Origin of the sequence: Enterovibrio nigricans DSM 22720, assembly GCF_900167155.1 — a bacterium.
Classification (GTDB): Bacteria; Pseudomonadota; Gammaproteobacteria; order Enterobacterales; family Vibrionaceae; genus Enterovibrio; species Enterovibrio nigricans.
The window spans coordinates 1-23,692 of sequence record NZ_FUXU01000002.1 but is presented as its reverse complement, the minus strand read 5'-3'; the positions used below and the strand labels follow the sequence as shown (position 1 = coordinate 23,692).

Sequence of the window (23,692 nt, the reverse complement as noted above, 5' to 3'; positions counted from 1 at the left end):
TATGACGTGGGTTGTAGGACTACTGATCTTGTTTCTGCTAGTAACGCTGTTATTCACAGAACTTAGGCCTGCGTTGGTGTTTGGCACTGTTTTTATTGCGCTACTGTTGCTGGACATCGTCCCCGCCGAGCAGCTTTTTTCCAATTTCGTCAATCCCGCACTCATCGTTTTAGTGCTTTTGGTCTTGGTGTCAGTGGTGCTGGAACGAACAACCTTGGTTGCACAGCTAGGTACTTGGTGCACAAAAGGAAACCTTCATAGTGTCACCCTAAAAACCACGTTATCTGCCGGACTCTTATCCGCTCTCATCAATAACACAGCCGTCGTGTCGACCTTGATGCAACGCTTGGCGAGCAGCCCGCACACTTCCAGTAAATTGCTCATCCCGTTGTCTTATGCCGCCATTTTGGGTGGCACCATGACGCTAATCGGGACATCAACGAACCTACTGGTCAACGGCTTCACCCTAAGCGCTGGCCTGCCAGAGCTGGGGTTCTTCGATTTCAGCCTTGTGGGAGTGCCATTATTTTTGATGGGGCTGGCGATCATTGTATTGATTTCACTTCGCGTCCTTCCGGGACGGAAAGAAGGCACACAAACAGACGCCGAAAACTACTTTCTGGAAGCGCAAGTCGCTGTTGATTCTCCGCTTATAGGGCAAACTATCGAAGCCATCGGCCTGAGGCATTTAGAGCGACTTTTTTTGGTGGAAATTATCCGACATCACAGGGTAATTTCTCCGGTATCACCCTCTGAGCCAGTAGAAGGTGGCGATACGCTTGTTTTCTCTGGAGACATCAATGCCACGACATTGCTCGCCAACTTTGCAGGGCTTTCTCTCTTTACTGAACACACGCACACACGAGACAGCAATCTTGTCGATGTGGTCGTGACACCTCATGCCATGGTGTCAGGAAAGACGATTAAGTCGCTCAATTTCAGAACCCAATTCGGTGCAGCTGTCGTTGCAATAAAGCGCGGTGATCATCGAATACATGGGGGCTTGGGACAAATTCGACTTCGTGGTGGCGATTTGTTAATTCTGGCCGTAGGCGATGATTTTTTCTCCCATAGCAATGTCAGCCAAAATTTCGTGGTCGTGGGAAATCGGGAACATTCGGCATCCCTAGATCGTTCAAAGTCTTTCTTATTTTGCTTTGGTGCGTTAGCTGCGTTGGCTGCCAGCCTGACGAATGTACTGCCGTTATATAAAGGTCTCATTGTTTTACTGGCTGTAGCTATCGCCACAAAATTGACGTCGATCCATGAACTTCGCCGACGCTTTCCCTTTGAGCTGGTACTGGTGGTAGGCTCTGCGTTAGGGCTGGCTCAGGCCATCAGCCTGACGGGCCTTGCTGACAACATAGCCGAACGTATTTTGGACGTAGGGCAAAATAGCAGCCCACTAGAGGCTATGATGATTTTGTATCTTGCTACTTGGTTGATGACCGAGCTCATTACCAACAATGCTGCCGCCGCCATCTCCTTTCCAATCGGCCTTGCAATTGCCAACCAGTTTGATGCCAATCCCTTGCCCTTTATTATGACGGTAGCATTTGCTGCCAGCGCGAGCTTTCTGTCACCGTTTGGCTATCAAACCAATCTCATGGTGTACTCTGCAGGACGCTACAAGCCTCTTGATTATTTAAAAGCAGGGCTACCTTTATCTCTTTGCTATGGGCTAGGCGTTATCGTCTTGGTGCCCATTATGTTTCCTTGGTAGGCCGTCTCGTGATTTCGCCGCTAATCAACCGCTATCAACAATTATCGCCTGAGCGTAAACAGCTTTTGTTTCATACAGGACTTGCGGGTATTTTCCGTGTTTTATCAGCCTGTGCTGCCTTTCTTCTCAGTATTGTCGTCGCCAGAATCCTTGGCCCCACCGAGTCCGGTTACTTCTTTCTGGGGTTAGGATTAACAACCATGCTTGGCACCCTTTGTCTACTAGGAATGGACAATGCCCTGCTGCGCTTTATCGGCCGCGCGTACGCTGATATTTCAACAACTAATCAAGTTTATTCCAACGCCTACCTTGCCACTGTGCCGGCCTCCTTCGCGGTAGGGTTGTTGGTTTACTGCATCACCCCTTGGCTAGCACAGTCTGTATTCAACAAGCCCGACTTCACCCCTGTGTTGCAGTGTTTTGCCATCACAATTCCCTTTATCACCCTGTATTTATTAAACGGTTATGCCTTACAAGCTGCCCGTAAAGTCATTGCTGCCGTATGTTCAATGCAATTGGGTGTCACCGTGCTCGCACTGCCTGTTTTATTGATGTTGCCCAAGGATGTGGCAACGGCCGATACCGCGGCACGTATCTATCTCGTGGTATCGGCGATAACCGTCCTTATCGGGCTATGGCTGTGGCTTCGCATGCCTGGACATAAATTCGATATCAGAAACCGAGCCATGCCAGCACTTTGGCAATCACTCCCCAGCTTATGGCTTATTTCAGCGACTGGCCAAGCTCTGCCTTGGGCATCCATCGTCGTGGTTGGGGTGTTCAGCACGTCAGACGATGTGGCGCTATTCTCAGCAGCACAGCGCACATCGTTGCTTATTAGCTTTATGCTGATGGTGGTCAATTTTGTCGCTGCGCCTCGGTTTTCAGCCCTTTACCATTCGGGACAAATCGAGCAACTGAAGACGCTTGCTCAATTTTCTACCCGATTGATGGCCATGATTTCGCTACCGGTTCTGGGTGTGATACTGATTTGGCCTGACGTCATCATGTCACTGTTTGGCGAACAGTTTGCACAAGCCAGTTCTCTCCTAATAGTTCTCGCGATTGGTCAAGGGGTCAACGTCACCACAGGATCAGTCGGTTTTTTATTGACCATGTACGGTCATGAGCAGGACATGCGAAACATCACGGTGTTTTCGGGAATCTTTACCCTGACACTGCTCTATCTACTGACGGTCCACATGGGGACGATGGGCGCAGCAATTGCAGTAACAGTTGGTGTATCAACGCAGAACCTGCTGGCCCTTTATGCCGTCAAACGGCGACTTGGCTTTATTCCTGTGGGATAATATTAAAAAAGCAAGGCAGCTCATTGATCCCTGTTGCCTTATGTCGGACAAAGGTCTGATGTGTGGGTACTGAGATAATTAGACAAAAAGTAAACAGATAATGATATCATGCGCTTGCCTAAGGTTTTTTACACCCATTCCAGTTAGTTGGATGTAATAGTTAAGGATACCTGATGATTAAGAAGTGTTTATTCCCTGCAGCGGGCTACGGTACGCGATTCCTACCTGCCACCAAGTCTATGCCGAAGGAAATGATGCCAATCGTGAACAAACCGCTTATTGAGTACGGTGTTGACGAAGCATTGGAAGCGGGCATTAACGGCATGTGCATTGTTACTGGCCGTGGTAAGAACACCTTGATGGATCACTTCGATAAAAACTACGAATTGGAACATCAAATCAGCGGTACTAACAAGGAAGAACTGCTAGAAGACATCCGCGCCACGATCGATGCGGCATCATTCACCTACATTCGCCAGAAAGAAATGAAAGGCTTGGGTCACGCGATACTGACCGGCCGTGAACTGGTGGGTGACGAGGCGTTTGCCGTTGTACTCGCGGATGACTTATGTGTGAACAAAAACGACGGCGTACTGTCGCAAATGGTCGCGCTATACAAACAGTTCCGTTGTTCAATTGTTGCCGTTGAAGAAGTGCCAGAAGATGAAACTCACAAGTACGGTGTGATTTCTGGTCAGGAGATTAAGGACGACCTGTTCCGCGTTGACAACATGGTTGAAAAGCCTGAGCCAGGTACTGCACCGAGCAATCTGGCCATCATTGGCCGTTATATCCTGACACCTGATATTTTCGAGATTCTTGAAAAAACCGAGCCAGGTAAGAACGGGGAAATTCAAATCACTGATGCCCTGCTGCAACAAGCACAGAGTGGCTGTGTTCTTGCTTATAAATTCAAAGGTGAACGTTTTGACTGTGGTAGCGTTGAAGGCTTCATTGAAGCAACCAACTACTGCTATCAGAACATTTACCTGAAATCTGATGCGCCAAACAAGCCTCAGAAAACAGTGAAATTCGGCTAATCGAAAATTCGTAATACGCCGTAAAATCTGTCACATTGCAAAACCAAGAAAGCTGTATATTTATACAGCTTTCTTCTTTTTCATTCCGCCATAATATGTGATACTTCACTCTCCAATCATTCTCAGATGCATTTCTGACTAGCAGGCAAGGTAGACATGGATACGATTGACGTCAGAGGGGCGCGCACCCATAACCTAAAAAATATAAACCTGACGATCCCGCGCGATAAGCTGATTGTGATCACCGGCCTTTCTGGGTCTGGCAAGTCTTCACTCGCGTTCGATACACTCTATGCAGAAGGGCAACGCCGCTATGTAGAGTCGCTGTCTGCCTATGCCCGTCAGTTCTTGTCACTGATGGAAAAGCCCGATGTCGACCATATCGATGGTCTGTCACCGGCGATTTCAATTGAACAAAAGTCTACCTCACATAACCCGCGCTCAACGGTTGGTACCATCACGGAAGTCTATGATTACCTGCGTCTGCTTTACGCACGTGTTGGTGATCCTCGCTGCCCTACACACGATGTGACACTACAGGCTCAAACCGTCAGCCAAATGGTGGACAAAGTCTTAGAGTTAGAAGAAGGCACCAAGCTGATGCTGCTCGCTCCTATCGTGAAAGAGCGTAAGGGTGAGCACGTTAAAACCATTGAAAACTTGGTGGCGCACGGTTTTATCCGTGCACGTATTGATGGTGAAGTGTGCGATCTTTCTGATCCGCCAAAACTGGAACTTCATAAAAAACATACCATTGAAGTCGTCGTCGATCGTTTCAAAGTCCGAGACGACCTGCAGCAACGCCTCGCTGAATCTTTCGAAACGACCATTGAATTAACCGGTGGCACCGCAGTCGTCAGTTATATGGATGGTGACGATGACGATTTGATTTTCTCCGCGAGTTTTGCGTGCCCGCATTGCGGTTACAGCATGCAAGAGTTAGAACCTCGCTTGTTCTCGTTTAACAATCCAGCGGGGGCATGCCCGACTTGTGACGGCCTAGGTGTACAACAATATTTCGATGAAAACCGCGTCGTACAGAACGAAGCAGTCAGCTTAGCTGGAGGGGCAATTCGTGGCTGGGATCGTCGAAATTTCTATTATTTCCAAATGCTCACTTCGTTGGCAGAGCACTACAACTTTGACATTGAAACACCGTGGCAAGATTTGTCGGCAAAGATTCAGAATGTGGTCTTAAGCGGCTCTGGCACGACGGAGATTGCGTTCAAATACGTCAATGACCGCGGTGATATCACGGTTCGTAAACATCCGTTTGAAGGCATATTAAACAACCTCAATCGCCGCTATCGTGATACTGAGTCTATGGCGGTGCGAGAAGAGTTATCCAAGTACATTGCGAATAAGCCGTGTGCCAGCTGTGGTGGCTCTCGTCTTCGTGAAGAAGCGCGTCACGTTTTCATCGGCAAGACCAACCTGCCTGCTATCTGTGAAATGAGCATTCATGAAGCCTTGTCATTTTTTGCGGGTCTGGCTCTCGAAGGGCAACGTGCGCAGATTGCCGATAAAGTCCTAAAAGAAATTCACGACCGTCTTAATTTCTTGGTTAATGTCGGTCTTAATTACCTTAATTTGTCTCGCAGTGCCGATACGCTCTCTGGCGGTGAAGCGCAGCGTATTCGCTTGGCGAGTCAAATTGGTGCGGGGCTGGTTGGCGTGATGTACGTGCTGGATGAGCCATCTATCGGCCTCCACCAGCGCGACAATGAACGTCTGCTTACCACACTTGAACACCTGCGTAATCTTGGCAACACGGTTCTGGTCGTTGAGCATGATGAAGATGCTATCCGAGCTGCGGACCATATCATCGACATTGGCCCGGGAGCTGGTGTCCACGGCGGCTACGTCGTTGCCGAAGGCACCTATGATGACATCATTAACAATGAGAACTCGCTGACGGGTCAGTACCTGAGTGGTAAAAAAGCCATTGAAGTTCCCACCAAACGCCTTCCTTACGACAAAAAGCGTGTGGTGAAACTAAAAGGAGCCAGCGGCAACAACCTACAGAATGTTGACCTGACCTTGCCTGTCGGTTTGTTTACCTGTGTAACAGGGGTATCGGGTTCGGGCAAGTCTACCTTGATCAATGATACTTTCTTTAAAATCGCGCACCACCGATTAAATGGTGCGACAACAGGTGAACCTGCACCCTATAAAGACATTGATGGCATCGAACATTTCGACAAAGTTATCGATATCGATCAGAGCCCAATAGGCCGTACACCACGTTCAAATCCAGCAACCTATACCGGTATTTTCACCCCAATCCGTGAGCTGTTTGCAGGCACACAAGAAGCGCGCTCTCGCGGTTACAAAGTGGGCAGATTCAGCTTCAACGTCAAAGGTGGACGCTGTGAAGCTTGCCAGGGGGATGGCATGATCAAGGTTGAGATGCACTTCTTACCTGATGTGTATGTGCCATGTGACGCGTGTAAAGGTAAGCGCTACAACCGCGAAACACTGGAGATCCGTTACAAAGGCAAAACCATCGACGAAGTGTTGGAAATGACGGTTGAAGATGCACGTGATTTCTTTGACGCAGTTCCCGCCATTGCCAGAAAACTACAAACCCTAATGGATGTTGGTTTATCCTATATTCGATTAGGTCAGGCGGCGACCACACTCTCAGGTGGCGAAGCGCAACGCGTGAAACTCGCGCGAGAACTGTCAAAACGAGATACGGGTAAGACGCTTTATATCTTGGATGAACCGACGACGGGCCTTCATTTCCACGATATTCAGCAATTGCTGACAGTGCTCCATCGCCTACGTGACCATGGCAATACTATTGTCGTGATTGAACACAATCTGGATGTGATAAAAACGGCTGACTGGATTGTGGATTTAGGACCAGAAGGCGGTAATGGCGGCGGCATGATCATCGCGCAAGGGACACCTGAAGACGTCGCGAACGTCGAAGGTTCGCACACCGCAAGATTCCTTAAACCTTTACTAAAGCAAAAGGCATCATAGGCCGATATCGACACCACGTTATCGAATGAATCTCAGCATGCAAACAACGCGTTTTCACCTCCACTGGCCATCAAAAGTGGCCAGTAAACCATTACTAAAGCCAGTGCTGTTTGCCATCGCCGCACTGTTTTTATTGTGTCTTCCGCTCAATCAAGTGCCCCTGAGCGTTGATGGTATCCGGCACCCATCCGTTGCATTGACGTTTTTGTTGGTTATTACCATCATCTGCTTTGGCTTATTTGAGATAGCCCGGCAAAAACGTTTTAGCACCACGAACGTCACTTTCTGGCTGGCCATTGCCAGTGTGCTGGGAGCATTGCCATCGTTTTATACTCATGCGGTCCCTTCCGTAGCCGTATGGAATATCACCAATATCGTATTGGCATTCGCCTTGTTCAGCACATTGCAGCAATTCAGTTTTAACCATGTACAACGGCAGTATTTATTGTGGTTACCCTTGCTAGCAGGATGGATCGTTGCATTTCCTTTCGCGGTGCCCAGCGTACTGTCTTTACTGGATTTAAAGCAGGTGTACACACACCCAGCTTGGCTGGACAAAGATACAATCAGTGTCACTTTGCTGACGTCACTCGCACTGTCAGCCTATTTACTGGCAAGAACCAAAGCCTATAAGCGTAATCTCGTTCCGCTGCACTTTCTGCTATTCGCAACACCAATCGTCACCATCATTGCGCTCATGGCTTTGAAACAACCTTGGCTGATTACCATTGCTTTAGTGGTTGTCGTCTTAACACAGCCATTTTTGTTTAAATTTTGCCCCCGCCTTCATCACGGAATTTGGAACTTCGCAATACTGTTCGGATTTTTGATCTCTGGCGTCCTCGGTTCCTTGCCACATGCTGCGTTATTCTCCCCCTTGTTTGCGGAGTCTGAGACAGCACTACTAAGCCACGTTTTCACGTTACTCGCTTCGGCACAATTTCAAGGATTAGGATTAGGGCAGAGTCAAACCTCGTTGCTCCTACATGGTCTCGATACCCCGCACAGCTTAATCCCTTATGTATTATCGCCAAGCTGGCTAACTACGATGGTAGCGGAAGGTGGCATTGCCATTTGGCTATCCTTGGGGCTGGTTTTCGTGATGATAGTCAGACGGCTATTGGATGCGCCTAATGGCACCCGTTTGATGTTGTTTGCCATACTGTTACCTGTATTGCTCGGCATCGCTACAACAGCGTTTGCACAGACGAATCCCATCTTACCGGTTTTGTTTATCGTTCTGTTCTACTGGGTGGATAACTTAACCGCTCGGTATTCACGCCACGTTACGCGTCCATCTGTGGCGATAAATGCACTGGCCGCGACCTTGTTAACGCTCAGTACAATAACGGTCGTTAGTTCGGTATACCTAGGCGAACAAGCTTCTCGCTCCCACGAACTCAGCGCATATAAGTTAACTCAATACCAAATTCATCCTTGGTGGACTGCGCACTTTGAAGACATAGTGGCAACGAATGCATTTATGACGAGTATTGAACAGAACGACAATCTCGCACAACGGCATTATCTCTCGCGTCTGACAATGAAAATCTCTGCGGCTCCCTCTGTTTCTGGATACCAACGCTTAATTGATATGGCTATTCTGACGAACGACATGGAAATCGCGAAACAAATCAAAGATGAGGCGAATAAGCTGTTTCCTCATCATGTATTCCAGCCAGAAATCATCGAATAAAAACGACAAGACCCAGACAATGTCTGGGTCTTGTTTAGCATAAAAGGGTGTTTTTAACTCAGCACGTCTTTTAACGCCTTGGCGCACAATGCCACGTTTTCACGCCTTGCCGCATACCCCATCAAACCGATGCGCCATGCTTTGCCAGCCAATGCGCCTAATCCAGCCCCGATCTCTAGGTTATAATCATTCAGCAATCGGGTGCGTACTGCCGCATCATCCACACCCTCTGGCACCGAAACTGCATTGAGTTGTGGTAATCGGTGCTCTGCATCTACCAAGAAATGGATGCCGAGCACTTCAAGTTCTGCTTTCAGTAGATCATGCATATCACTGTGACGCCGCCAGGCGTTTTCTAGCCCTTCTTCTTTTAGCATCAGTAGCGACTCATGCAGCGCATAAAGGCTGTTTACCGGTGCCGTGTGATGGTAACTGCGCTTGCCTTCACCGCTCCAATACGCCAGCACCAAGCTTTGATCCAAGAACCAGCTTTGAACTTTACTCGTGCGCTTTTGCATCTTTTCTACGGCTTTAGGAGAAAAAGTTACCGGCGATAGACCCGGCACACAGGAGAGGCATTTTTGACTGCCAGAGTACACGACATCTAACTGCCATTCATCCACCAGCAGTGGTACGCCACCCAATGATGTTACTGCATCAACAATGGTCAAACAGCCATGCTTTCTTGCCAACTCAGACAATGTTTTCGCATCCGACAATGCCCCCGTTGAGGTTTCAGCGTGCACAAAAGCCACGATTGACGCATCAGGGTTAGCGACCAACGCTTGCTCTACCTTCGCAGGATCGACCGGTTTACCCCATTCATCATCCACCATCACGGCCTTGGCGCCACAACGCTCAACATTTTCACGCATGCGGTCACCAAACACGCCGTTACGGCAAACAATCACGGTATCCCCCGGCTCTATCAAGTTAACAAAGCAGGTTTCCATGCCTGCACTGCCAGGGGCTGACACGGCAATGGTAAACGCGTTTTCGGTTTGGAATGCATATTGAAGCAGCGATTTGAGTTCATCCATCATGCCGACAAACAAAGGGTCAAGGTGCCCGATCGTTGGCTGAGACAGTGCTTGCAATACTCTCGGCGATACATCAGAAGGTCCCGGTCCCATTAAGGTTCGGCGCGGCGGAATAAAACGTGAAATCGTCATGGTCAGCACTCCATATGCTTTCAATATTAACCGCTACCCTAACACCCTCACTGGCCAATCGAAAACCATCAGGCATGAGAAACACTATCCCTATCAAGCTTCTTTTGAGAACTGCGCTGTAAAAATGATGAAATTTGATGCGTCGCATAATTGACAATGCAGTTACAAACATTTATCAATAGAGGGCAAATTTTGCGCAGTGTCTTTACTGCGCAGTCACAGAAGAGGCGCGTCTACCAGGTAGTCGGATTGCGGAGCCCCAACTCCAATGCAGTCTGATCAGGGGGTAAGACGCCGAGACAATATCCAGCCTTGGGGGCTGATATGTCGGTCTGGAAGGTTGAATCCTTCGGACTGTCATCTCAATTGAGATGGAGTGCTTCTGGAGAAATGGCCTTTCTTCCGACCGACTCACCTACCTCTTCTGCGCAATCATTCACATTTTAAGGATAATTCCATTCGCGATTATGGGAGGCAAAGGGAAGTGAACGCATTAACTGTCGCTAAATTTGGTGGTACAAGTGTCGCCGATTACGCAGCCATGACGAACTGCACATCGGTAATTAAAGGAAACCCGGATACACGTATTGTGGTTATCAGTGCCTGTTCTGGAGTAACAAATCTATTGGTGGAGTTGGCAAAGGGTAATGTTGCTCTTGACCGACAAAAAGCCATATTGACGCAATTGGCTGACATTCACTTCAGCATTCTGGAACAACTGCCGGAAAAACCGTCTGTCGCTGCCGCTGTAAATCAAATTCTTGTCGACGTATCTACTTTTGCGGCCGCAGCAGATACCTCACCATCGGATAAAATCACCGACAGTCTCGTCGCCTGTGGCGAACTGATGTCTACCCATATTTTCACGCACCTGCTAAATACACAAGGCATTGATGCTGTGCGCGTTGATGTACGAGATATCCTCAAGACGGATGACGTTCATGGGAAAGCGACCCCAGATTTGGTAGAGACCTCACACCATGCACAAACAATTTTGCGTCCGCTTTGCGACGAAAAAGTCGTGGTCACACAAGGTTTCATTGGCTCTGATTTGAACGGCAATACCACAACACTGGGACGTGGCGGCAGCGACTACAGTGCCGCACTGTTGGCAGAAGCCGTACAGGCGACAACGCTTGAGATTTGGACAGACGTTCCGGGTATCTACAGCACCGATCCTCGTGTCGCGCCTGCAGCAAAGCCCATTGACGAAATTAGTTTCAGTGAAGCGTCTGAAATGGCAAATTTTGGTGCCAAGATTTTACACCCCGCAACACTGATACCTGCCATGCGCCAAGATATTCCAGTATTTGTCGGGTCATCAAAGGCGCCCAAGCAAGGGGGAACTTGGATCCGCCGTGAAGCCGAATATTCACCGTTATTTCGTGCACTCGCACTGCGTTGTAACCAGACCATGGTGACCCTGACCAGTCTGAACATGTTCCATGCTTACGGTTTTTTGGCGGAGGTGTTTAACATTCTTGCGAAACACAAAGTCTCCGTTGATCTCATTACGACATCTGAAGTCAGTGTGTCGTTGACCTTAGATCAAACCAACACCAAAGGAGGAGCGCCGACGCTGCCTGACGCGGCTGAGAAGGCGTTGTCGAAACTTTGCCGTGTCACTATCGAACAGGATATGTGTTTAGTGGCCCTGATTGGTAACCATATGGGGGAATCTCGCGGGTCGGCAGCGAAGATCTTTGGTGCGCTGGAAGACTTTAATCTTCGAATGATTTGTTATGGTGCAAGTAACCACAACCTGTGTTTTCTCACTAACACAAACGAATCTAAAGACGTGGTTAAAGCCCTTCACAAGGAGTTATTTGAAGCTATCTAGTTAAGTTTAAAGCGATAGAACCGTATTCGCAGCCAAAAAATAGACATCCCTCTTTTTGGCTGCAACCTCCCCTTCGACCATCATTGTCATTTGATTTCCACATTCCCTATGCCTCGAGTTTATCCATCTATTTATTATATTTAACACACTAATCAGACCTCGTGACACATAGGCTTACCCCTAGCGAAAAATGCCGCCGACAAAGCTAGTCAGACTTAGCGACGATGCAAATACGGGTACACTATGAGAGTCATATCTTCCTCTTCCACGTTTCACATTGTGTCCCAATTTATCATTGTAATTATCGTGAGTTTGTCCGTGTTGCTGGGCTGTGATAATGGGAACGAAAAGCTTCAAGTAACATGCCCCACTGACAATGCAATATCTCTTCAAATTTCACCAGGACCGCTCAATACCAAAGGCTCTTCTAAGCTACAACTTGCACCTGGGAACACCCAATCATTCGTTGCATCCGCAACTTACCCTGACGGAAGCACAAAAAATGTTACTGGCATTGTTAAGTGGGCTAGCAGTGTTCCCGATAGTGTGATTATTTCCGCCGATGGTGTCGCGACTTTTAAAGGCGATCCGGCCATTGCCGATATTACAGCCTGCCTTAACGGTCATTGGAACGAATGCGCGTTTGATAAAAATCCAAATCACACCTGCAGAGTCAGTAATTCCGAAAGGTGTATCCCTTCAACTGAATGCTATCGGTACGTACAGTGATGGCACTACAGCCAATATATCCAGCCGTGTTGTATGGAAAAGTTCATCAGCAAACGTCTCAATCTCGAATGTGGGTATCGTCTCTGGAAAAAGCCAAGCTGATAACGTCCAAATCCACGGCTCCTTAGATGGCGTCACAAGTAATACCGCCCTTATTTCAATCAGCCGTGCAACCTTAAAAGCGATACAAGTCACACCGCCATTGGTCAGCCTTGCGAAAGGGAACGCACTGCAGCTTCGTGCTATTGGGTTATACAGCGATGATTCATTTGCGGATCTAACCGACAGCGTAAACTGGGCCAGCAGCGTACCCGAAGCCATTTCTCTGGACGGAGATGGAATTGCAAACGCATTAAAAACAACCCAAAACGCGATTGTCTATGCATCGTTGGACAATGTGACAAGCAATACGGTATCAATGACGGTGACGGCATCTACGCTCTCTTCGATACAAATATCGCCCAACCAATTCAGTTTGGTTGAGGGTCATCAAAACCAAATGACCGCGTTAGGTATCTATAGTGACAAAACAAGTATTGATGTGACAGAACGTGTTAGCTGGAGTAGCTCAGATACCGCCAACCTAACCGTCAATCACTATGGGGTAGCAAGAGCTGTCGCGGTTGGTCGCAGCATTATAGTCACTGCCAGTTTAGAAGGAATATCGAGTAATTCCGCGGTTGTCGATGTCAGTCCTGCAACGCTAGAGACCTTACAAGTGACTCCTGCATCTGTCTCTCTCCCTAAAGGCACCCAACAAACGCTGACTGCGATCGGTACGTTTAGTGACGGAACACAAACCAATGTCACATCTCTTGTCGCGTGGAAAAGTGTCGACCCAGATTATGTCACCGTGGATGCAGGAGGTATCGTCACCGCCATCAATACAAGTTCAGGCACATCGCTCGTTGCTACACTTGATGGTATTGACAGCAACCTGGTAAACATCATTGTTACCTCTGCTCAACTTGAGTCAATTCAGCTATCCCCTGCCAAATTACAGTTAGCGAAAGGCACCACCAGCTATCTCACTGCAACGGGAATTTACAGCGACAAGTCTTCATCGAATATCACATCAAACGTCGCGTGGCACAGTGGAGATACCAATCTTGTTACGGTAGCGCGTGATGGACAAGTTACTGCCGTCAATCAAACCAGCAACACAGCCTTGTACGCCGTGCTTGGCAATATTTCCAGCAATAATACCAACGTTGTCGTGACAGAAGCGGTATTAACATCTCTCCAAGCCACACCGACCCAATTTAGTGCAGCGAAAGGTATCACTCAACAACTCACTGCGATTGGCATTTTCAGTGATAACACCAAGCTGAACATGACTGACTCTGTCACCTGGCTCAGTGAAGATACAGAGATCGTTACAGTATCAAACCGTGGGATAGCAAAAGGAATAAAGACGTCAAACGGCGTCACAATAACAGCCCATCAAAATGGCATTGCCAGCAATAACGTTGAAATGAGCGTGCAGGCTGCAGCGTTGACATCAATACAAATCACACCCGCTCAAGTGAACCTTCCAAAAGGGTTAACGCAACAACTTTCCGCCACGGGCAGTTTTACAGATGGAACTTCGGAAGACATTACCTCGGCAGTCAACTGGCAATCTAGCGACACAGAATCGGTTACTGTAAATGGCAGTGGATTGGTTCAAGGTGTTGATGTCGTCAATAATATTTCAGTCTCCGCCAATCTGAACAATATCAACAGCAACACGGCGCTTGTCTCTGTTGCGCCGGCGACAATCGAAAGCATTCAAATCACGCCAGCACTGGTCAGCCTCCCAAAAGGGGTAACTCGACAAATGAAGGCAATGGGTACATTCAGCGATGGTACGACGCTCGATATGACCACCAAAGTGACTTGGATAAGCAGTCAATTCAACGATGTTTCGGTGTCTCCCACTGGAAAGCTACAAGCGCTCAATGTATCAAATGACACCAAAGTGACCGCGGCATACCAAGGTGTTACCAGCAATCAATCATTAGTGAATGTCGCCAGTGCCGAACTTGTCGCGTTACAAGTTACCCCTGCGACAATCAGCCTCTCAAAGGGAGTCAGTCAACAACTGACTGCCACAGGCTTTTTCAGTGACGGAACTACAGAGAACCTTACCAGTGCGGTTATATGGAAAAGTAGCAATCTGAATTCTGTGCCTGTTACCGAAGGCGGTATTATCAAAGGAATCAACCTAGCTTCAAGCACCACCATTACGGCCTCTTTGCAAAATATCACCAGCAATGCCTCGAACATCGAAATTCTTGCGGCAACGCTATCCGCAATACAGATCACCCCTGCGAATGTCGTCATGGCGAAAGGACTGACAACGTCATTGTTTGCTACGGGGATCTACAGTGATTCAACAACGTCAGATATAACAAATACCGTCAACTGGAAGAGTGCAGACTCAACACGCGTGACTATCACACCAACCGGCTTAGCTCGCGGCATTAATCTCAGTACAGGCACTGAAATCTCAGCATCACTCGACAAGGTTCAAAGTAATACTGTCAATGTTGTCGTGAATAGCGCGGAGCTAACCGCGATCCAAATAACACCAACCAGCCCCAGCGTCGCCAAAGGCCAAAACATTCATTTCACTGCAACGGGCATTTTCAGCGACAACACGAGTGCGACATTGACGGGAGCCGTCACATGGACGATCAGCGAACCCAATGCACTAACAATCACATCGGCGGGTTTGGGGACAGCTATCGAAACAGGTACTGTCATGGTTTCTGCTTCCTTTCAAAATGTCACCAGTAATCAGGCGTCGGTGACAATTTCAAATGCCGCTCTCACCACGATCATTATCACCCCCGAGCAAGCAACCATTGCGAAAGGGCTCTCTCAACAAATGCGCGCTTTGGGTACATACAGTGATGGTTCCAAAGCAAACATCACAAATAACATTAGTTGGATTAGCCAAGATACCGACGCCATCACCGTAAATTCTGCAGGTGTGGTTGTTGGCATCAATCAGACCACGAGTGATGGCATTACTGCGACATCAGAAAGTGTCACCAGTAACACGGCTTTGTTTACTGTCACGTCGGCAGTACTAACTGACGTTGAAGTGACACCATCATCCGTGACATTACCCAAAGGATTAACACAGCAACTGAGTGTGTTCGCGGACTATAGCGATGGATCAAAATTACCAATATCACAAGGAATCAACTGGGTGAGTAACAACCCAAGTGTTGTCACCGTGTCTGCGTCAGGGCTGGTCACAGCCCTTGAGCCCACAGCGAATGTCGGCATATCAGCAACGTTTGATGGGACGACCAGCAATCAAGTTTCTGTCGCGATTACAGAGGCCGAGTTAACGGCCATAGCCATTACCCCTGACGCCGCTACCCTTGCATTGAATGGCACCAAACAATTCACTGCAAATGGGCAATACAGTGATAATTCAACCGCAATTATTACCGATGATGTTTTGTGGCAGAGTTCCGACACAGACAAAGTGACTGTCAGTCAATATGGGCTAGCCACTGGCGTTGCGACGTCCACGGGTGCAACTCTCACAGCCTTCTCCGGCGCCGTTGCCAGTACCGCTGCTGAGATAACCGTCACAGCACCTAACATCAAAATTCCCGTTTGTGGCAACAAATTGAACGACACCACCAGCAGCAACGCGTCTGGTTTTTGCCTGAAAGTCACCACGGATCACAGGGGAAACTGGTTTACGTCTTCACCCAGTTTAACAACGCTACAAAATGCAAATTTTATACAACAAGATGGGTCTGCAGGAGGGGGAATGTCTTACTCAAGTACCTATAATGAGAGCCACCTAATAGGACCGACAGGAACGTTTGGACTTTTCGATCAAACCAATGGCTCATCGATAGGGAAGAACGGGCAGGCCGACCGGTGGTGCCAACATTTATCTTCTATCCGTTTTGCGGGTCAAGCCAACTGGACACGCCCGACTATCTTACAATTAAAGTATTTTAATGGTCTCTTTTTTAACTTTATTTTGAGTTACGGATGGCCTGATGGGCAACGGTACTGGACATCTTCACAAACATCCTCAACACGTTTCTCAACCCTAAATTTGTCAGTATTTGATAGCGTGACATCAGTTCCTGCCAGCACCGCACTTTATGTTGCCTGTATTTCACCGCCTCCATAAGAAAAAAGTCAGGCCAATACCGCCTGACTTCTACCTTCATTCAACGACTACCCGTTGAGATTGGGTCCCAGCCATTTCTCTGCTTCGATCACATCCCATCCTTTGCGATCGGCATAGCTGTCACGCTGATCTTCTTGGATCTGTGCCACAGCAAAGTAACGCGAGTCGGGATGGGAGAAATACCAACCGGACACTGACGCTCCTGGCCACATTGCATAGCTGGATGTCAGTGACATACCAATGGCTTCTTCCACATTCAGAAGCTCCCACAAACTTCCTTTTTCCGTGTGTTCAGGACAGGCCGGATAGCCAGGCGCTGGACGAATACCTTGGTATTTCTCGCGAATCAAATCGCTATTTGATAGGCTTTCATCCGCTGAGTAACCCCAGATTTCTTTACGAACTCGTTCGTGTAGGTATTCAGCAAACGCTTCAGCCAAGCGATCGGCAACGGCTTGGATCATGATAGCGTTGTAGTCGTCACCCTTGGCTTTATAATCATCCGCAAGCTCACGCTCTCCAATACCGCCCGTTACCGCAAACGCACCAATCCAGTCCTGCTTGCCACTTTCTTTCGGTGCAATGTAGTCAGACAGACAATAGTTAAAGCCTTTTGGCTTCTCCGTTTGTTGACGCAAGTTATGCAATACCTTCGCGACCTCAGTACGCGACTCATCGGTATACACTTCGATGTCGTCACCTACGCTTGCGGCAGGGAACAACGCGCACATACCACTGGCTTTCATCAGCCCTTCTTTCTCGACACGATCGAGCAAGTCATTCGCATCTTTGAACAGGCGTTTGGCTTCCTCACCCACTTCTTCGTGATCAAAAATGGTGGGGTACTTGCCGACTAACGACCAGGTCATAAAGAACGGTGTCCAATCGATGTAGTGGCGAATTGTCGCCACATCAAAATCGCTAAACACATGCACACCCGGCTTTGCGGGGACTGGTGGTGTATAACTGTTCCAATCAATCGCGACTTTATTCGCTCTAGCAACGTCCAACGAAACGGGCTTAGTTCGTGGACGTTTGCGTGCATGTTGCTCACGCACCACATCATAATCCGCCTGAAGCTTCTCAACGAATGCTGGTTTAAGTTTCTCAGACAGCAAAGAAGAACACACACCGACTGCACGTGATGCGTTGTTCACATAAACTACCGGCTGACTGTAGTTCTGCTCAATCTTCACCGCGGTGTGCGCTTTTGACGTCGTTGCACCACCAATTAACAAGGGCAATTCGAAGCCAAGACGCTCCATCTCTTTTGCCACATGCACCATCTCATCCAATGACGGCGTGATAAGTCCGGAAAGACCAATGATGTCGACGTTTTCTTCTTTGGCGACTTTCAAAATCTTGTCACACGGCACCATAACACCGAGATCGATGATTTCGTAATTATTACATTGCAGCACAACACCCACGATGTTTTTGCCAATGTCATGTACGTCGCCTTTTACCGTCGCGAGCAGGATTTTTCCGTTTGAGCTGCCGGCTTGTTTTTCCTTATTAATATAAGGCTCAAGGTGGGCCACAGCTTGCTTCATCACACGCGCTGATTTCACCACTTGAGGAAGGAACATTTTCCCTTCACCAAACAAATCACCAACGACGTTCATACCATCCATCAAAGGGCCTTCGATGACCTCAAGAGGCTTTGACGCATTCACGCGAGCTTGTTCGGTATCTTCTACTATGAACTCTGTGATCCCTTTGACCAAAGCATGTTCAAGGCGTTTTTCAACTGGCCAAGTACGCCATTCCAGCGCAGAGGCATCTTCTTCCTTGCCTACCGCGTTCTCGCGATATTCATCAGCAATATCCAGAAGTCGCTCAGTTGCATCGTCTCGTCGATTGAGGACGACATCTTCCACCGCTTCACGCAGTTTATCGGGAACATTGTCGTAAACTTCTAACTGTCCGGCATTGACGATACCCATGTCCATGCCGTTTTTGAAACAGTGATACAGGAACACGGCATGAATGGCTTCGCGAACGTAGTTGTTACCTCGGAAAGAGAAGGATACGTTTGATACCCCACCAGAAATCATCGCATAGGGAAGATCGCGTTTGATGTCTGCGACCGCTTCAATAAAGTCGACCGCATAGTTGTTGTGCTCATCAATACCCGTCGCAACAGCAAAAATGTTCGGGTCAAAGATGATGTCTTCAGGCGGGAAGCCGACTTCATCAACGAGGACACGATAGGCTTTTGTACAGATTTCCGTTTTACGCTCGCGAGTGTCTGCCTGACCCACTTCGTCAAACGCCATCACGATCACTGCGGCACCATAACGACGGATGAGTTTCGCCTGTTCGACAAATTTCTCTTTGCCTTCTTTAAGCGAAATGGAGTTCACTATCCCTTTGCCCTGAATACACTTCAAGCCCGCCTCGATGACTTCCCATTTCGACGAGTCGACCATAATAGGCACTTTGGAGATTTCTGGCTCAGACGCACAGAGATTGAGGAAGCGCACCATACATGCTTCCGCATCAAGCATGCCTTCATCCATGTTGATATCAATGATCTGCGCACCGTTTTCTACTTGCTGGCGCGCGACATCCAACGCTTCGTCGTACAGCTCTTCTTTGATGAGGCGCTTAAATCGTGCAGAGCCTGTGACGTTAGTCCGCTCACCCACGTTTACAAACAAGGTGTCTTTTTCAATCGTCAGTGGCTCTAAACCGGACAACCGACAAGCGGCTTTAATCTCGGGTAACGCACGAGGTTTCACCGATTGGGTGGCCTCATACATATGGCGAATATGCTCTGGCGTCGTTCCACAGCAACCCCCGATTAAATTAAGGAAGCCACTTTCAGCCCATTCTTTCACATGCTCGGCCATCTCTTCTGGGGATAAGTCATACTCCCCGAAGGCATTCGGTAGACCCGCGTTAGGGTGCGCTGAAATAAACGTTTCTGAGATGCGAGACAACTCTTCGACATAAGGACGTAATTCATCCGGACCGAGTGCGCAGTTTAGGCCAAAAGAAATGGGGTTCACATGGCGCAAGGAGTTATAAAACGCTTCGGTTGTTTGACCTGATAACGTTCGACCGGAAGCATCGGTAATCGTACCGGAGATCATCACGGGCAGTGCTACACCCAATTTTTCAAAAACTGAATCGACAGCAAACGCACATGCTTTGGCGTTTAACGTATCGAAGATGGTCTCAATCAAGATAAGATCTGAGCCACCTTTGATCAGTGCGCGCGTTGACTCAGAATACGCGGTAACCAATTCATCAAAGCTCACATTGCGATAGCCAGGGTCGTTAACGTCTGGGGAGATCGAACACGTGCGGTTTGTTGGACCAAGCACACCAGCGACGAAACGTGGTTTATCCGGATTCTTTGCCGTCCACTCATCGGCGACTTCTCGGGCGAGTCGCGCAGCCTCTACATTGATCTCTTCGCTCAGGCTTTCCATATCGTAGTCGGCCATCGCGATAGTAGTGGCATTAAAGGTGTTGGTTTCAAGGATGTCCGCACCCGCCTCTAAATACTCAGCGTGGATATCTTTGATTAGCTGCGGCTGACTGAGCACTAAAAGGTCATTGTTTCCTTTCAAGTCGCTGTGCCAGTTGGCAAAATGTTCACCTCGGTAGTCGTGCTCTTCGAGCTTGTACCCCTGGATCATGGTACCCATACCACCATCGATGATCAGGATACGCTCAGCTAATAATTTTTTTAGTGTTTCCTTACTACTCACAGCCACAGATCCTTCTTGTATTGCATGCTTTTTCCATAGTATCACACACCAAATGGAAATCTAGACGTCCAATCTTTGTCGCTGTTATTTAATTTGCATAAATATCCGAGTTTTGATGTGGTTTTCTGCAATACATAGATTTATATTCTTTTACACTTTTCGTACGTTCTCAGATCACAACGGGGTCTTTCATGACCGTCTATACAACGCTTTGTTTTCTCGCAGCAGCAGCCATGCTGATCGCTTTTATCAATAGCAAAATCGGGCAAATGCAAACTACCATTGCGATTACCGCAGGGGCATTGATCCTCTCTCTCGGTATCGTAATTTCGGGCCACAATGATTGGTTTGATTTAAAAGGTTTTGCAGCCAATACACTCAACGAAATCCACTTTGATGATTTCCTTTTGAAGGGTGTTTTGGGCTTTCTTTTATTCGCTGGCGGTTTAGGGATTAAATTACCTAACTTGAAAGATCAGAAATGGGAGATCACTGTTCTGGCAATGGGTGCGACCTTGGTCTCAACCTTCTTTATCGGCGGTGCCGCTTGGCTATTCTTCCAGCTTATTGGGATTTCTTTCGCCTTTATTTACTGCCTGTTGTTTGGCGCATTGATTTCTCCAACCGACCCGATTGCTGTTCTTGCTATCGTCAAAAAGCTAAATGCACCGAAGCGTATTTCGACGCAAATAGAAGGAGAGTCATTATTTAATGATGGTTTTGGTCTGGTTATCTTTATGACCTTATTCACCGTCGCATTTAGCGGTGAAACCCCGACAGTTCTAGGCGTAGCAGAGTTGTTCTTGCATGAAGCCATTGGCGGCATCATTTACGGTTTCTTTCTGGGCCTCCTTTTCCACTACCTCATTTGTCATACCGATGACCACTCAATGGAGTTATTGCTAACTCTCGGCATACCGACTGCAGGTTATGTATTTGCTAGTCTCATCGGTGTGTCTGGGCCGCTGGCGATGGTGGTTGCAGGCATAATGATTGGCAACTGGACGCGTTATATTGGCTTCTCACCAGAAAGTGAGGAGCACTTAGACCACTTTTGGGAGCTTGTAGATGAATTCCTCAATGGCATTTTGTTCCTGCTGATTGGCCTCAGTATGCTGACCTTCACCTTCCACAAAGAAGATTGGATCATGATGGCATTTGCGATACCGCTAGTGCTCGCAGGCCGTTACCTCAGCGTCCGACTTTGCTACATTGGCTTTAATCGTTACCGTCACTACAACCCATACTCGGTGAAAATCCTAACATGGGGTGGACTACGTGGAGGCCTCGCAATCGCAATGGCAATGGCAGTACCTGCGGGTTACATGGTTCTTCCGGAAAAAAACATTGATGTCAGAGAGATCATCCTGGTCATGACTTACGCGGTCGTCGTGTTCTCCATTCTTATTCAGGGGTCGACTATCACGAAGATGATAGAAAAAGCCAAGGTTGCGGAAAGAGACATGACATTGGATTCTCAGGTTACGACTAACGATAAGACTAACTCAGAGCCACAAAGTAATTAGCCAACAAACGCATACATCCAAAAAAGCCAGCTTTCGCTGGCTTTTTTATTATTCGTCTTTGGTAAACGCCGACTCGGCAAAATGGTCGAGATCGTAAGGTGTTTGCTGGTACACGCAATAGTTTAACCAATTCAGAAAAAGAAGATGCCCATGGCTACGCCAACTAACATAAGGTTCTTGTGTTGGATCGTCATCCGGATAGTAATTTGACGGAACGACTGGCTCCATTCCCTCACCTACATCACGCACATATTCATTATGCAGTGTGTGCGAGTCATATTCGGGATGCCCCGTAACAAACACATTTCGCATATCCTTAGTCGCAGCTAAATATGTTCCTGCTTTTTCAGACGTTGCAAGAATATCGAGGTCGGTATGCTCTGCGAGGTACGCTGGAGAAAAGTCTGCGTAACGGGAGTGTGGAGCCAAGAAGGTGTCATCGAAACCCCTTAATATAGGGTTATGACTATGGTCTTTATTCGTGCGGTGATGATAAACCCCTGACAGCTTTTCTTTACGTGTCTTTTTAGGTAGATCATACAATAGCTTCAAACCTGCCTGCGCTGCCCAACAAACATATAGCGTTGAGGTTACATGCTCTTTCGCCCAGTTCATGATGTCTTTTAAGTGCTCCCAGTAGATCACATCTTCAAACTGAACCAGTCCCAATGGTGCACCTGTAACGATCAATCCATCGAAGTTACGCTCTCTAATTGCCTGAAACTGTCTATAGAAAGTATCTAAGTGTTCTGTAGGTGTATTACGGGTTGGTCTGTCATCAATGCGCAGAAGCTCGACATCAACTTGCAACGGACTGTTAGATAACAAGCGCATGAATTGCGTTTCCGTTTCAATTTTCTTTGGCATCAGGTTAAGCAGCAGTACTCTCAGCGGACGAATATTTTGGCTTTCCGCACGAGAAGCTGACATGACGAAGATGTTTTCCTGACGCAATGTAGCGGCGGCGGGTAACTGATCAGGAATTTTAATAGGCATCTTAAATGGCTCCCTTTTTAAGATGTATAGACGTCTAGAATTCCAATAACACTATACCAAGGATAAACCGTGTTCAAGCCCAAATATGAGATAGCTGTGTCTTGATGATCCACAGATAAAATATTGGAGGATGTTGAAAAGGCCAAAACGAAGAAACCCGCAGCGTTTCCGCTACGGGTTTGAAGAGGTGTCTGGCAGTGACCTACTCTCGCATGGGGAGACCCCACACTACCATCGGCGCTGCAACGTTTCACTACTGAGTTCGGCATGGGATCAGGTGGTGCCATTGCGCTATGGCCGCCAGACAAATTTTTGAAAACTGGTGCTGATACCCAGATTCGAACTGGGGACCTCACCCTTACCAAGGGTGCACTCTACCAACTGAGCTATATCAGCAAATTTTTATCCGTTAGAAGTCTTACGCTAGCTGCTTCATAGGGATGCTTTCTTTTTTGTCTTCCTCTTTTTCTTAAAAAGACGAAAACGAATTTGAAGCCTGGCGATGTCCTACTCTCACATGGGGAGACCCCACACTACCATCGGCGCTGTTACGTTTCACTACTGAGTTCGGCATGGAGTCAGGTGGGTCCATAACGCTATGGTCGCCAAGCAAATTTGTTGTATTCCCCGCTTATCGCGAAAAACTAAAATCTGGGAAATTACTGACCAGTGTCTCTACACATTCAATGTTCTTACTTGAGTCCGCTAAAACCCCTTGGGTGTTGTATGGTTAAGCCTCACGGGCAATTAGTATCAGTTAGCTCAACGCCTCGCAGCGCTTACACACCTGACCT

11 protein-coding genes, 1 tRNA gene, 2 rRNA genes and 1 riboswitch are annotated in these 23,692 nt (G+C 47.8%); of the genes, 8 read left to right on the top strand and 6 right to left on the bottom strand.

Annotated features, from left to right (window positions below; all coding sequences use genetic code 11):
* Nucleotide 1: 1 nt before the first annotated feature.
* The 5 genes from B5D35_RS00850 (at nucleotide 2) to B5D35_RS00830 (ending at nucleotide 8,760) form a co-directional block, all read left to right on the top strand.
* Complete coding sequence (locus B5D35_RS00850; protein ID WP_078750739.1) at nucleotides 2-1,723, top strand: SLC13 family permease; 1,722 nt, start codon at nucleotides 2-4, stop codon at nucleotides 1,721-1,723.
* Between the two features lie 8 nt (nucleotides 1,724-1,731).
* On the top strand, nucleotides 1,732-3,033 hold the full coding sequence (locus tag B5D35_RS00845; protein ID WP_078750869.1) for an oligosaccharide flippase family protein: 1,302 nt from the start codon (nucleotides 1,732-1,734) through the stop codon (nucleotides 3,031-3,033).
* A gap of 173 nt (nucleotides 3,034-3,206) precedes the next feature.
* A complete protein-coding gene (galU, locus tag B5D35_RS00840; protein ID WP_078750738.1) occupies nucleotides 3,207-4,073 on the top strand; it encodes a UTP--glucose-1-phosphate uridylyltransferase GalU in 867 nt (288 codons plus the stop codon).
* A gap of 156 nt (nucleotides 4,074-4,229) precedes the next feature.
* Nucleotides 4,230-7,064 (top strand): excinuclease ABC subunit UvrA, encoded by a 2,835-nt coding sequence (gene uvrA, locus B5D35_RS00835; RefSeq protein ID WP_078750737.1) that lies wholly within the window; start codon nucleotides 4,230-4,232, stop codon nucleotides 7,062-7,064.
* A gap of 37 nt (nucleotides 7,065-7,101) precedes the next feature.
* The gene (locus B5D35_RS00830) at nucleotides 7,102-8,760 is read left to right on the top strand and encodes a Wzy polymerase domain-containing protein (protein ID WP_078750736.1); all 1,659 of its coding nucleotides are present in this window, start codon (nucleotides 7,102-7,104) and stop codon (nucleotides 8,758-8,760) included.
* A gap of 53 nt (nucleotides 8,761-8,813) precedes the next feature.
* On the opposite strand, the gene B5D35_RS00825 is transcribed toward B5D35_RS00830, so the two are convergent.
* Nucleotides 8,814-9,932, bottom strand: a complete 1,119-nt coding sequence (locus B5D35_RS00825; protein ID WP_078750735.1) for a pyridoxal-phosphate-dependent aminotransferase family protein — start codon at nucleotides 9,930-9,932, stop codon at nucleotides 8,814-8,816.
* A 214-nt stretch (nucleotides 9,933-10,146) separates the two neighbouring features.
* Nucleotides 10,147-10,322, top strand: a riboswitch (Lysine riboswitch).
* Between the two features lie 94 nt (nucleotides 10,323-10,416).
* On the opposite strand from B5D35_RS00825, the gene lysC reads away from it, so the two are divergent.
* Nucleotides 10,417-11,772, top strand: a complete 1,356-nt coding sequence (gene lysC / locus B5D35_RS00820) for a lysine-sensitive aspartokinase 3 (protein ID WP_078750734.1) — start codon at nucleotides 10,417-10,419, stop codon at nucleotides 11,770-11,772.
* Between the two features lie 595 nt (nucleotides 11,773-12,367).
* Nucleotides 12,368-16,654: an Ig-like domain-containing protein gene (locus tag B5D35_RS00815; RefSeq protein ID WP_170915107.1), complete on the top strand. Its 4,287-nt coding sequence runs from the start codon at nucleotides 12,368-12,370 to the stop codon at nucleotides 16,652-16,654.
* 47 nt (nucleotides 16,655-16,701) lie between these two features.
* Here the strand turns inward: B5D35_RS00815 and metH are convergent, their stop codons facing one another.
* The gene (metH, locus tag B5D35_RS00810; RefSeq protein ID WP_425291050.1) at nucleotides 16,702-20,376 is read right to left on the bottom strand and encodes a methionine synthase; all 3,675 of its coding nucleotides are present in this window, start codon (nucleotides 20,374-20,376) and stop codon (nucleotides 16,702-16,704) included.
* Between the two features lie 191 nt (nucleotides 20,377-20,567).
* On the opposite strand from metH, the gene B5D35_RS00805 reads away from it, so the two are divergent.
* Nucleotides 20,568-21,902: a cation:proton antiporter gene (locus tag B5D35_RS00805; RefSeq protein ID WP_078750731.1), complete on the top strand. Its 1,335-nt coding sequence runs from the start codon at nucleotides 20,568-20,570 to the stop codon at nucleotides 21,900-21,902.
* Nucleotides 21,903-21,950: 48 nt separating this feature from the next.
* Here the strand turns inward: B5D35_RS00805 and metA are convergent, their stop codons facing one another.
* From metA to rrf (B5D35_RS00785), 4 genes are all read right to left on the bottom strand, one after another.
* Nucleotides 21,951-22,898 carry a homoserine O-acetyltransferase MetA gene (gene metA, locus B5D35_RS00800; protein ID WP_078750730.1) on the bottom strand — a complete coding sequence of 316 codons (948 nt, stop codon included), beginning with the start codon at nucleotides 22,896-22,898 and terminating at the stop codon, nucleotides 21,951-21,953.
* Between the two features lie 189 nt (nucleotides 22,899-23,087).
* Nucleotides 23,088-23,203, bottom strand: a 5S ribosomal RNA gene (gene rrf, locus B5D35_RS00795).
* Between the two features lie 15 nt (nucleotides 23,204-23,218).
* A tRNA-Thr gene (locus tag B5D35_RS00790) sits at nucleotides 23,219-23,294 on the bottom strand.
* A gap of 98 nt (nucleotides 23,295-23,392) precedes the next feature.
* Nucleotides 23,393-23,508: ribosomal RNA gene (gene rrf, locus B5D35_RS00785) — 5S ribosomal RNA — on the bottom strand.
* Nucleotides 23,509-23,692: the final 184 nt, after the last annotated feature.

Excerpts from the sequence above, each read along its gene's own strand:
- B5D35_RS00850 (WP_078750739.1), top strand. The coding sequence starts at position 2 with ATGACGTGGGTTGTAGGACTACTGATCTTGTTTCTGCTAGTAACGCTG.
- galU (WP_078750738.1), top strand. The coding sequence starts at position 3,207 with ATGATTAAGAAGTGTTTATTCCCTGCAGCGGGCTACGGTACGCGATTC.
- uvrA (WP_078750737.1), top strand. The coding sequence starts at position 4,230 with ATGGATACGATTGACGTCAGAGGGGCGCGCACCCATAACCTAAAAAAT.
- B5D35_RS00830 (WP_078750736.1), top strand. The coding sequence starts at position 7,102 with ATGCAAACAACGCGTTTTCACCTCCACTGGCCATCAAAAGTGGCCAGT.
- B5D35_RS00825 (WP_078750735.1), bottom strand. The coding sequence starts at position 9,932 with ATGACGATTTCACGTTTTATTCCGCCGCGCCGAACCTTAATGGGACCG.
- B5D35_RS00805 (WP_078750731.1), top strand. The coding sequence starts at position 20,568 with ATGACCGTCTATACAACGCTTTGTTTTCTCGCAGCAGCAGCCATGCTG.
- metA (WP_078750730.1), bottom strand. The coding sequence starts at position 22,898 with ATGCCTATTAAAATTCCTGATCAGTTACCCGCCGCCGCTACATTGCGT.